The following is an 11289-nucleotide window of genomic DNA, read 5'->3' as shown; positions in this document are numbered from 1 at the left end:
TCGACGCTACTGCCGGATCGGCGGTGCGTCGACGTGGAGCGGCTCCAGCGTGGGCGCGCTACCGGCCAGCCAGCCGGCCCGGTAAAATAGGGCAGTAAAATGGCGAACTGTGTGCCGTCCCAGTGCGACTTTCGCCGTCTGGTCGAGCGCGTGGCTCAACGGGGCCGCGGCGTCCGACGATGTCCTCGATGCCCTGCTCGCGTGGGGTGAGGCGCATGACGTCGTGGCCGCCGACGCCGCCGCGGCCGACGCGTTCGCGCTCCCGCTGGCGTTCAACCGGGCGGCCACGCCGGTCCAGCTGCTGATGGCGCTGCGTTCGCAAGGAGCGAAATCGCTCCAGCTGGTGCTCCCCGTCCCCGGCGACGTCCGCGGTCTCGGCGGCGGTGGCCCGTTCACCGAAGCGGCGTTGCGCGCGGGCGACGCGCTGGTCCTGCCGGACCTGGGGTTCGGCCTGGTGCCGGAGCCGATCGCCGAGGGCCTGGTGCGCTGGACGGTCTACTCGCTGCCGTCGCCGACGACGCCGGAGTACGTCCCGCTCGGCGAGGCCGAACACGGGCTGACGGACGCGATCCGCGCCAGCGCCGGCGCGTTGCAGACCCTCGACGTGGCTTCGGACCGGCCGGGCGTGCGCGCGGAGCTGTCGGCCCACCTGCGGTCGCGACCGAACGTGGACTGGCCGGCCGGGACGCCCGGGCGCGCGTTGCGGGTGCTCCAGCGGGCCGAGGAGATCGCGGCGATCCTGGCGATCGCTTCTTCGGACGACCCGGGAGGGGCGTTGTCGGCATCGGCGTCGACGTTGCGGGCCCAGGCGTTGCGGCCGCTGTCGGACGCGGTCCGCACGGCCCGCTGCGCGGCGGTCAACGAGGCGGTGCGGGTGTTCGCGGAGCAGACGGCCCGCGAAGGCTGAGACTCCGAGCTAGCGGGCCGGGCGCTTCGCCGGTTCGCAGCAGCCGATCGCGCAGGGGGCGCCGTTCACCGTGCAGCCCGCGACCGGGAACGCCGACAACTTGCGCGGCTCCACCCCGTGCGTGTGCTCGCGGATCAGCTCCACCACCAGCTCCGCGAACCGCGGGTCGGAACCCGCCGTCGCCGCGCGGGCGAACGCCATCCCGTGCTCGGCCGCGCGTTCCGCCGCCTCGTTGTCCAGGTCCCAGATCACCTCGAGGTGGTCCGACACGAAGCCGATCGGCGACACGACCACACCCGGGACGCCCGCCTCGTGCAGTGCGTCGAGGTGGTCGACGATGTCCGGCTCCAGCCACGGCACCTGCGGCGGCCCGGACCGCGACTGCCAGACGACGTCGTACTCCGCGATCCCCGCCTCGGCCGCCACCAGGCGCGCCGCCTCGGCGATCTGGCGGGAGTACCGGCGACCGCCCTCCGCAGGCGGGCCCGAGGCGCGGTCCGCGCTCTCCGGCACCGAGTGCGCCGTGAACACCGTGCGGATCCCCGGCTCGTTCCCCAGCGACGCGTGGGCCGCGCGGACGCCGTCGGCGACCGCCGAGACGAACAGCGGGTGGTCGAAGAACTGGCGGATCTTCACCAGCTCGGGGGCCTCGGGACCGACCGCGGCGCGGGCGCGCTCGATGTCCTCGTCGTACTGGCGGCACGCCGAGTAGCCGCCGTACGCGCTCGTGGGGAACACCAGGACCCGCTTCGCGCCTTCCGACGTCAGCGACGCCAGGGTGTCCTCGACCATCGGGTGCCAGTTGCGGTTGCCGAAGTGCACGGGCAGGTCCATGCCGGCCGCCGAGAGCTGCTTCTCGACCGCGGCCATCGCGTCGCGGTTCAGCTTGTTGATCGGCGAAACCCCGCCGAAGTGCTGGTAGTGCTCGGCGACCTCCAGGAGCCGCTCGCGCGGCACCCCCCGGCCCCTGGTCACGTTCTCGAGGAACGGCATGACGTCGTCGGGCCCTTCCGGACCGCCGAACGAAAGCCACAGCAGCGCGTCGTATCCCACTCCGTCATCTTGCCGATGTGGCCGCCCGCACGCCGACCCGGGCCCGTTATGAATCGACCAGTCCAAAACCGTGGTACGGTCTCCCCATGGCCAGGCCACGGGAGTTCGACGAAACCACCGCCGTCGAGAAGGCGATGCACGCGTTCTGGGAGCACGGCTATGAAGCGACGTCGACGCAGGACCTCTGCGAGGCCACCGGGCTCGGCCGCAGCAGCGTCTACAACACGTTCACCAGCAAGCGAGCGCTCTTCGGCCGGTCACTGGCGCACTACACCCGCACGCAGCTGGACAAGCGGCAGGCGATCCTCGACGGTCCGGGCACCGCGGCCGAGCGGATCGCCGCGGTCTTCGACAGCGCCATCGAAAACGACCTCGAAGAACGCCGCCGAGGCTGCCTGGTGGTCAACACGCTGGCCGAACTCGGCCTACCCGACGACGAAGTGGGCGCCGCACTGCGGCACGACACCGACCGGAACCTGACCATGTTCACCGCATGCGTCCGGGAAGGCGTGCTCGACGGCAGCCTCCGCGACGGCATGGACCCCGCCGAGGTGGCCGAGTTCCTGCTCAGCACGACTTCGGGCCTGCGCGTGATGGCCCGCCGGGGCACCAGCCCGCAGAGCATGCACGCCGTCGCCGACATCGCGCTTTCGGCCATCACGCGCTGAGCACCACACCCGCCTGGCTGCGCACGCCCTGATTTTGGACTGACCGATACACAACCGAGAGGAACCCTCATGCCGTTGGCCGTCTTCGTCCTCGGGCTCAGCGTGTTCGCGCTGGGCACGTCCGAGTTCATGATCACCGGCCTGCTCCCCGGCATGGCCGCCGACCTGCACGTGAGCATCCCCGACGCCGGGCTGCTGATTTCGGCGTTCGCGATCGGCATGGTCGTCGGCGCGCCGCTGCTGGCGATCGGGACACTGCGGCTTCCCCGCCGCCGCACGCTGCTGGCCCTGCTCGGCGTGTTCGCCGTCGCGCACGTCGTCGGCGCACTGGCCGAGGGGTACGCGCTCCTGTTCGCGACCCGCGTGATCGCGGCGCTCGCCTGCGCCGGGTTCTGGGCCGTCGCACTGGCGACGACGATCGCGCTCGTGCCCACCGAGCGGCGCGGGCGCGGGATGGCGGTGCTGGTCGGCGGGCTGACCGTGGCCAACATCGCCGGGGTGCCCGCCGGCACGTTCCTCGGCCAGCACGCGGGCTGGCGGACGGCGTTCTGGGCGGTGACGGTGGTGACGCTGGTGGCGGTCGCCGGAGTGGCGCTGCTGGTGCCGGAGACGACCGGCGGGCCGCTGAGCCTGCGCGGTGAGCTGCGGTTGTACCGGCGGGGCCGGGTCTGGCTCGCCCTCGGGGTGATCGCCCTGTGCCAGGCCATGATCTTCGCCGCGTTCAGCTACCTGGCGCCGTTGCTGACCGAGACCGACGGCCTGCCCGGCGAGTGGGTGCCCGGGGTGCTCGCGCTGTTCGGCGTCGGCGCGCTGATCGGAATCAGCGCGGGCGGGCGGCTGGCCGACCGGCGGCCGTTCGCGACGCTCTACGGCTGCCTCGCGCTCGCGCTGGCCGCGTTGCTCATGCTCGCCCTGATCACCGATGCGCTCGTGGCCGTCGCGGCCGTGCTCGTGTTCGGCGTGGCCGCCTTCGGCGCCAACCCGGCGCTGAACCTGCGCGCCTTCCAGGCCGCCGGGGACGCGCCGACGCTCGTCGGGGCCAGCACGACGTCGGCGTTCAACGTCGGCAACACGGCAGGCCCGTGGCTGGGCGGCGTCGCGATCGACGCGGGGCTGGGCTTCCCGAGCGTGGCGTGGACCGGGATCGCCCTCGGCGTGGCCACGCTGGCCGCGCTCACGGTCGCCGCCGTCGTGCAGCGCGGCGACGACCGTGAGCTGGTGGCCGTGTGAGGCCCCGGCGTCGGATGACTCAGACGCCGAGGAAGTGGACCCCGCCGTCGACCATGATCATCGAGCCGGTGGTGGCGGGGAGCCAGTCCGACAGGACCGCGCAGACGCTCTTCGCCACCGGGTCCGGGTCGGTGCTGTCCCAGCCGAGCGGCGCGCGCTCGCCCCAGCCGTCCTCGAGGTCGACGAAGCCCGGGATGGACTTCGCGGCCATCGTCTTCATCGGGCCCGCGCTGACCAGGTTGACGCGGATCCCCTGCGGCCCCAGCTCCTTGGCCAGGTACCGGTTGACCGACTCGAGGCCGGCCTTCGCGACGCCCATCCAGTTGTAGACCGGCCACGCGACCCGCGCGTCGAAGTCCATGCCGACGTACGACGAACCCCGGCCCAGCAGCGGCAGGCACGCCTTCGCCAGTGACATGTACGAGTACGTCGAGATTTCGATCGCGGTCTTGACGTCTTCGGCGGGCGCGTCCATGAACGGCGCGCCGAGGCAGGTCTGCGGGGCGAAGCCGATCGAGTGCAGCACGCCGTCGAGGCCGTCGACGTGCTCGCGGACCTTGTCGGCGAGGGAGTCGAGGTGCTCCTGGTTGGTGACGTCCAGTTCGATCACCGGCGCCTCTTCGGGCAGCCGCTTCGCGATGCGCTCGACCAGCGACATGCGGCCGAAGCCGGTGAGCACGACCTTGGCGCCTTCCTGCTGCGCGATCTTGGCCGCGTGGAAGGCGAGCGAAGCGTCGGTGATGATGCCGGTGATCAGCAGGCGCTTGCCTTCGAGCAGTCCGGGCACGGGTCCTCCAAGTCTGTGGTTCTGGTTGGGAAGGTCAGTGGCCGAGGCCGAGGCCACCGTCGACGGGCAGCACCGCGCCGTTGACGTAGCCGGCCTCGTCGGAAGCCAGGTAACGGACGGCGGCGGCGATCTCCGACGGCTCGGCGTACCGGCCGGAGGGCACCTGCGCGAGGATTTCCTTCTTGCGCGCCTCGGGCAGCTCGTCGGTCATGTCGGTGTGCACGAACCCGGGCGCGACGACGTTCGAGGTGATGTTGCGCGAGCCGAGCTCGCGGGCCAGCGAGCGCGCGAAGCCGACCAGGCCGGCCTTCGACGCGGCGTAGTTGGCCTGGCCGGCCGAGCCGGAGAGGCCGACGACGGAGGAGATGAAGACGAACCGGCCCCACTTGCCGCGCAGCATGCCCCGCGAGGCCCGCTTGGCGACCCGGAAGGCCCCGGTGAGGTTGGCGTTCAGGACGCGTTCGAACTGCTCGTCGCTCATCCGCATCAGCAGCGTGTCGTCGGTCAGCCCGGCGTTGGAGACGAGCACCTCGACCGGCCCCTGGTGCTCCTCGACGAGTTTGAAGGCGGCGTCGACCTGCTCGGAGTCGGTGACGTCCGCCTGGACCCCGAAGAGCCCGTCGGGTGCCCCCGAACCACGGTGCGTGACGGCGACCCGGTGCCCCTGCTCGGCGAGGTCCCGGGCGATCGCCAGACCGATGCCCCGGTTGCCCCCGGTGACCAGAACCGACCGTCCCACTGTGTTCTCCCTCTTGGTGAAGCGTGCGCTGCTGACGCGCACGAGGTTATCGGCAGTGCCCGCGGGTCGCGCACCCGCGTTCGCGGTGTCCGCGACCGTCGCCGGCGGGTGCCGGGAACTGCCTCCCGACCTTGGTGGTTACCCGCTGGTTGGTCACCGTGAGTCGCAACACAGGAGGTCGATAACGGCAGCGAGCCTTGGCCCCGGCCGGCTCAGATGAGCCCCCGGTCGCGGGCGTAGACGGCCGCCTGCGTGCGGTCGCGCAGGCCGAGGCGGCCGAGGATGCGGGAGATGTGGTTCTTCACCGTGCCCTCGCTGAGGAACAGCCTCGACGCGATCTCCCGGTTCGTCGCCCCGGTCGCGACCATCCGCAGCACCTCCGTCTCCCGGCCGGTCAGGGCCTCCGGGGCAGCCGGGTGCGCCGACAGCGCCGCGGCGACGTGCCGGGCCGCCGCCTGGTCGAGCTGGGTGACGCCGGCATGCGCGAGCCGGACCGATTCGGCCAGTTCCGCGGCCGGGAGGTCCTTCAGCAGGTAGCCGGCCGCGCCGGCCCGCAGCGCCTGCACGACGTACTCTTCGTCGTCGAACGTCGTCAGCATCACCACGCGGCAGCCCGGGGCGCGGCGGCGCAGCACGGCGACCGCGTCGACGCCGTCCATCTCCGGCATCCGCACGTCCATCAGCACCACGTCCGGGCCGAGGGCCAGCGTCCGCTCGATCGCCTCCCGGCCGGTGGCCGCCGTGCCGACCACCGAGATGCCTTCCTGGATGTCCAGCAGGGACGCGATCCCCTCGCGGACCAGCCGCTGGTCGTCGACCACGAGCACCCGGACGCTCACGGCACGGTCACCGTGACCCTGGTGCCGTTGCCCGGCTCGCTGTCCACGGTCACCGTGCCGCCGACGAGCGCGGCGCGTTCCCGCAGGCTGAGCAGGCCGAACCCGGACCGCGGCTCGCCGGTGTCGAAGCCGCGGCCGTCGTCGGTGACGACCAGGCTGGTCCCGGCGCCGAAGGTGACCGAAACCCGGACCTGACCGGCCCCGCCGTGCCGGCGTGCGTTCGTGACCGCCTCCTGCGCGGCCCGGTAGAGGGTGGTGACCGTCGCGGGGTCGATGTCGGGTTCCTCGCCGTGCACGTCGAGCGCCACGCCCAGCTCGGTGAGCGCGCCGATCAGGGACTGCGACCCGGCCCGCAGCGTGCCGACCGAGGTCCGGACGTCCTCCAGCGCGTGCCCCACCGAGCGGCGCGCGTCGGCCAGCGCCCGGCCGGCGACGTCGGGGTCCCGGTCGGCGAACGCGGCCACCTTCTCCAGCTGGATGGAAACGGCGGTCAGGTGGTGGCCGAGGCCGTCGTGGATGTCGCGGGCCAGCCGGTTGCGTTCGGCCGCGGCGGAGAGTTCCGCGACCCGCGACGCGGCCCGCCGCTCCCGGACCGCGACGTCGGCCATCGCGAGGGCCAGCACCAGTCCGGTCGTGAACATGAGCACGTCGGACACGGACTCGATGTCCCGGTACCAGCTGGGCACCCACACCGCGAACCCGCCGACGAGCACCGCGAGGCAGAGCCCGCCGAGCACGAGCCCGGCCGCGCGCCCGAACGCGAGGTACGCGGCGAACGGCACCAGCACGAACAGCACCCGCGACAGCCCCGACTCGTCCAGCGCGGCGACCGCGAAGAACAGCACCAGCCGCGCGGCGAGGAAGGCGACCGGCAGCCGGGCCACCCGCCACTCGACGGCCTCCAGCACGAACAACGCGCCGATCCCGGCGACGAAGCCGGCGACCCGTGCCGCGTTCGCCGAGCCGAGGCCGGCGAGCACGGAGTACAGCCCGGCCAGCAGCACGATCCCGTACGCGGCACCGGAAACCCACGGCACGATCCGCGTCACCATCACCCGAGCCTACGGCCGTTCGCCGCCACCGGGACCCCGTTCCGGCCACCCGGCACGTGCCGGGTGGCCACGCATCACTGGCCGGCCGGCACTTCCCGCGCCCCGGTCAGGGTTCCTACCGTTCAGGGAAACCCTTACATCCCAAGGAGATTCCCCATGCTGACCCGACTGGGCGCCGGGTGCGGCGTGCTCGCCGGCCTCGCCATCGCCGTACCCGGCCTGATCGAGGCGTTCACCGGCGAAACCGCGCCGACGAGCTTCGTGCTCGGCCTGTCCCCGGCGTTCGCCATCCCGCTGCTGACCGTGCTCCACCTGCGGCAGGCCACGGCGGCAGGCGCGTTCGGCGCCATCGCCTACACGGTGAACGCGGTCGGCCTCGGCCTGTTCGGCGGCGCGGCGTTCACCCTGAACCTGGCCCTGTTCTTCCTCGACGACGCGGTCGTCGAGGAACTGCTGCGCGGCCCGACCATGGTGGCTCTGCTCGGCAGCGCACTGGTCTTCGCCACCGGCGCGGTGCTGTTCGGGGTGTCCCTGCTGCGGGCCGGGATCCACCCCCGCGTCCCGGCGGTGGCGTACCTCGTGGCGCTCCCGGTGCTGGCGGTCGCGGCGCGGCTGCCGGACACCCCGGTGACCAGCGTCGTGCACGTCGTGGCCGGCGGGTCACTGGTGTGGCTGGCGTGCGCCGTCACGACCGATGAGCCGGCGATGGCTCAGCAGTCGGCGTGAGCGTCGAGCCCCCGCAGCCGGGCGTCACCGCACCGCCGCAACGGATCCACCGCCCCGTCACGACCTCCGGACCGGGCTCGGCGTCATGCCGTGTTCGCGGCGGTAGATCGCCTCGCAGCGCGAACACTGGTGCGGCACACCGTGCGCCCGACGGTCGGACAGCGGGCGGAACTCGGCGACCGCCGCGAGACCGCACAGCATGGTGATGCCCTGCCCCGGCACGGGAATCCCCGTCAGCCGGGTCCGATGCCACTCGCCCTCGACAACGGGATGAATCGCCTCCGGGTCGACGTGGATCACCGCTGCCATCATCCGCCTCACCACTACTTGTCATGACATGTTGATGACCGACCGTGGCATTTCCGCATCAACTTGTCAAGACAAGTTAGCAAGTGGGAGACTCGGGACATGGTCGATCGAACAAGTGGAGTCCCAGCCTTCCGCCAGGTCGCGGCCGATCTCCGCGAGAAGATCGTCTCCGGCGAGTTCGCCCCCGGTGCGAAGTTGCCCAGCGAACACGATCTCGTCGAGACGTACGGCGTCTCGCGGCCGACGGTCCGCGAGGCCGTCGACGTGCTGCGCAGCGAAGGCCTGGTCACCTCGGAGCACGGACGCGGCGTCTTCGTGCGCCCGCCGGCCAGCATTCGGCGGATCGCCCGATCGCGGCTGTCCCGCGACGCCCGCGAAGGAAATCGCGGTGCGTTCCTCGCCGACGCCGCGGCACGCGGGTTCACCCCGTCGACGTCCGTCAAGATCCGCTTCGAGCCCGCCGACGCACGCGTGGCCGGCCATCTCGCCATCGCCGAAGGGAACGAGGTCACCGTCCGCGACCGCGTGATGCGCGCCGACGGGCTGGTGGTCCAGCTGGCGGTGTCGCGCCTCCGGCGTGAGCTGACGCGCGGCACCGCCATCGAGGACATCGACACCGGGTCAGGCGGCACGTACGCGCGCCTGGAGGAGGCCGGCCACGCGATCGGCTCGTTCGCCGAGCACGTCGGAGCGCGAATGCCGACACCCGCCGAGGCAACGCAACTCCAGCTCGCCGGCGGCGTACCGGTCATCACCGTCACCCGCGTCGCGTACGCCGACAACGGCACGCCGCTGGAGATGAACGACATGGTGCTGGCGGCCGACCGCTACGAGCTTTCGTACGAGTGGCCCGCCGACTGACCCACGGCAAGAACGCCGAAGAACGTCACCGTCCTAAGCCGGTGTTAGGAACTGCCTCCCCGTCTTGCCGCTCCCCCGGGCCGTTGGTCACCGTGAGTCGCAACACAGGAGGTCGACGATGACAACCCGGCTCAGCGGTGCCACCCCGGCCGCCGTCAGTGAGAAGCGCGTGATCGGCAACGTGCTGCGCGGCTCCATCGGCAACTTGGTCGAGTGGTACGACTGGTACGCCTACGCGGCGTTCACCACCTACTTCGCCAAATCCTTCTTCCCCACCACCGACACCACCGCCGCCTTCCTCGGGTCCGCGGCCGTGTTCGCCGTCGGGTTCCTGATGCGTCCTCTCGGCGGGTGGATGCTCGGGCGGTTCGCCGACCGGTTCGGCCGGCGCAGCGCGCTGGTGCTCTCGGTGACGCTGATGGCGGGCGGCTCGCTGCTCATCGCCGTCACGCCGAGCTACCACACGATCGGGATCGCCGCGCCGATCCTGCTGCTCACCGCCCGGCTGATCCAGGGGCTCTCCGTCGGCGGCGAGTACTCCACCTCGGCGACCTACCTGTCCGAAGTGGCCACTCCCGGCAAGCGCGGCTTCTACTCGAGCTTCCAGTACGTCACGCTCTACGGCGGCCAGCTGCTGGCCCTCGGTCTCCAGCTGATCCTGCAGGCCCTGCTCACCGAGCAGCAGCTGACGTCGTGGGGTTGGCGGATCGCGTTCGGCGTCGGCACGGTCGCCGCGCTCAGCGTGATGTGGCTGCGCCGCGGGATGGACGAGTCCGAGAGCTACCAGCGCGAAGCCGGCGCCGGCAAGGGGAACGAACGCGGCACCCTGCGCGAGCTCGCCAAGTACCCCAAGGAGATCGCGCTCGTCGTCGGGCTGACCCTCGGCGGCACCGTCAGCTTCTACACCTTCGCCACCTACAGCCAGAAGTTCATGGAGAACACCGCGCACATCCCCCGGCGGTCGGTCACCCTGGTGCTCTTCGTGGCGATCCTCGTCGCGGCGATCCTGCAGCCGGTGTTCGGCCGGCTGTCCGACCGGATCGGGCGCCGCCCGCTGCTGCTGTTCTTCGGTATCGGCGGCACGCTGCTCACCGTCCCGATCATGACGGTACTGGGCTCGACGCGGAACCCGGTCGGCGCGTTCTTCCTGGTCCTCGCCGGGCTGGTCGTCGTGGCCGGCTACACGTCGATCAACGCGATCGTGAAGGCCGAGCTCTTCCCGACGAAGATCCGCGCGGTCGGCGTCGGCCTGCCCTATGCGGTGACCGTGGCCCTCTTCAGCGGCACCGCGGAGTTCATCGCGCTCGCCCTCAAGAGCGCCGGGCACGAACAGGTCTTCTTCTGGTACGTCACCGGCACCGTCCTGGTGTCCCTCATCGTCTACGGCACAATGCGGGAAACCTCGAAGACCTCCGAGCTGGAGATGCGCTGACTGGAGGATGACCGTGCGCGTGCTCCTCGTCGAAGACGACGCGGGTGTCGCCGGCGCGCTCGCCGAGTCGCTGCACGCGCGCGGTCATCCCGTCACCAGCGTCGCCCGCGGGGCCGACGCGCTGCACCACCACCGCACGGCCGACCTCGTGCTGCTGGACCTGGGCCTGCCCGACCTCGACGGGCTCGACGTCCTCCGCAAGATCCGGGCCGTCTCGCCGGTCCCGGTGATCGTGCTGACCGCCCGCGGCGACGAGCGCTCGGTCGTGCGCGGGCTGCGGCTCGGCGCCGACGACTACCTCACCAAGCCGGTCCGGCTGGCCGAACTGCTGGCCCGGATGGACGCCGTCGTCCGCCGCGCGGTGGCCCGTGCCGCCCCCGCCGACGGCGCCGGTGACGTCGTCCGGATCGAGGACGTCGAGATCGACCTCGGCGCCCGTCGCGTCCTGGTGGCCGGGCACGACGTCGGGCTGACCACCAAGGAGTTCGAGATCCTGGCCGTGCTCGCCGCCCGCCCGGGCACCGCGGTCAGCCGCCAGCAGCTGATGGACGAGGTCTGGGGCGACGCCTACCTCGCGGTGTCGCGCTCGCTCGACGTCCACCTCACCGGGCTGCGCGCCAAGCTCGACCGGCCGGGCCTGCTCACCACCATCCGCGGCTTCGGCTACCGGCTCGGCCGGGACTGAG

Annotated in this window: 13 protein-coding genes; 7 read left to right on the top strand and 6 right to left on the bottom strand. The window is 71.9% G+C overall.

The window, feature by feature from the left end; genetic code table 11:
• Positions 1–109: 109 nt before the first annotated feature.
• Positions 110–907, top strand: a complete 798-nt coding sequence (locus ACWED2_RS36715) for a hypothetical protein (protein WP_449695113.1) — start codon at positions 110–112, stop codon at positions 905–907.
• A 9-nt stretch (positions 908–916) separates the two neighbouring features.
• Here ACWED2_RS36715 and ACWED2_RS36710 read toward each other — a convergent pair whose 3' ends face one another.
• Positions 917–1960, bottom strand: a complete 1044-nt coding sequence (locus ACWED2_RS36710) for a ferrochelatase (protein WP_449695112.1) — start codon at positions 1958–1960, stop codon at positions 917–919.
• An 86-nt stretch (positions 1961–2046) separates the two neighbouring features.
• On the opposite strand from ACWED2_RS36710, the gene ACWED2_RS36705 reads away from it, so the two are divergent.
• A complete protein-coding gene (locus ACWED2_RS36705; RefSeq protein ID WP_449695111.1) occupies positions 2047–2628 on the top strand; it encodes a TetR/AcrR family transcriptional regulator in 582 nt (193 codons plus the stop codon).
• 69 nt (positions 2629–2697) lie between these two features.
• The gene (locus ACWED2_RS36700) at positions 2698–3858 is read left to right on the top strand and encodes a Cmx/CmrA family chloramphenicol efflux MFS transporter (RefSeq protein ID WP_449695110.1); all 1161 of its coding nucleotides are present in this window, start codon (positions 2698–2700) and stop codon (positions 3856–3858) included.
• A gap of 19 nt (positions 3859–3877) precedes the next feature.
• Here the strand turns inward: ACWED2_RS36700 and fabI are convergent, their stop codons facing one another.
• The 4 genes from fabI to ACWED2_RS36680 all read right to left on the bottom strand — a co-directional run bounded on the left by fabI (position 3878) and on the right by ACWED2_RS36680 (position 7275).
• A complete protein-coding gene (fabI, locus tag ACWED2_RS36695) occupies positions 3878–4645 on the bottom strand; it encodes an enoyl-ACP reductase FabI (RefSeq protein WP_449663764.1) in 768 nt (255 codons plus the stop codon).
• A 34-nt stretch (positions 4646–4679) separates the two neighbouring features.
• Entirely contained in the window at positions 4680–5384 is a 705-nt protein-coding gene (gene fabG / locus ACWED2_RS36690; RefSeq protein ID WP_449695109.1) for a 3-oxoacyl-ACP reductase FabG, read from the bottom strand.
• Between the two features lie 212 nt (positions 5385–5596).
• Complete coding sequence (locus tag ACWED2_RS36685; protein ID WP_449695108.1) at positions 5597–6223, bottom strand: response regulator; 627 nt, start codon at positions 6221–6223, stop codon at positions 5597–5599.
• Positions 6220–7275: a histidine kinase gene (locus ACWED2_RS36680; RefSeq protein WP_449695107.1), complete on the bottom strand. Its 1056-nt coding sequence runs from the start codon at positions 7273–7275 to the stop codon at positions 6220–6222. Before ACWED2_RS36680 ends, ACWED2_RS36685 begins: the two co-directional genes overlap by 4 nt.
• 156 nt (positions 7276–7431) lie before the next feature.
• Here ACWED2_RS36680 and ACWED2_RS36675 point away from each other — a divergent pair, with 156 nt between their 5' ends.
• Positions 7432–8001: a hypothetical protein gene (locus tag ACWED2_RS36675; protein WP_449695106.1), complete on the top strand. Its 570-nt coding sequence runs from the start codon at positions 7432–7434 to the stop codon at positions 7999–8001.
• Between the two features lie 57 nt (positions 8002–8058).
• Here ACWED2_RS36675 and ACWED2_RS36670 read toward each other — a convergent pair whose 3' ends face one another.
• Positions 8059–8313 (bottom strand): hypothetical protein, encoded by a 255-nt coding sequence (locus tag ACWED2_RS36670; RefSeq protein WP_449695105.1) that lies wholly within the window; start codon positions 8311–8313, stop codon positions 8059–8061.
• Between the two features lie 96 nt (positions 8314–8409).
• Between ACWED2_RS36670 and ACWED2_RS36665 the strand changes: the two genes are divergently transcribed.
• The 3 genes from ACWED2_RS36665 to ACWED2_RS36655 all read left to right on the top strand — a co-directional run bounded on the left by ACWED2_RS36665 (position 8410) and on the right by ACWED2_RS36655 (position 11288).
• Positions 8410–9171 carry a GntR family transcriptional regulator gene (locus tag ACWED2_RS36665; protein ID WP_449695104.1) on the top strand — a complete coding sequence of 254 codons (762 nt, stop codon included), beginning with the start codon at positions 8410–8412 and terminating at the stop codon, positions 9169–9171.
• A gap of 118 nt (positions 9172–9289) precedes the next feature.
• Complete coding sequence (locus ACWED2_RS36660) at positions 9290–10603, top strand: MFS transporter (protein ID WP_449695103.1); 1314 nt, start codon at positions 9290–9292, stop codon at positions 10601–10603.
• Between the two features lie 7 nt (positions 10604–10610).
• Positions 10611–11288: a response regulator transcription factor gene (locus ACWED2_RS36655; protein WP_449695102.1), complete on the top strand. Its 678-nt coding sequence runs from the start codon at positions 10611–10613 to the stop codon at positions 11286–11288.
• Position 11289 lies beyond the last annotated feature (1 nt).

It is taken from the genome of Amycolatopsis sp. NPDC005003, from assembly GCF_053600695.1.
The sequence above is the reverse complement of the archived record's forward strand: the minus strand, read 5'-3'. Positions and strand labels throughout refer to the sequence as shown.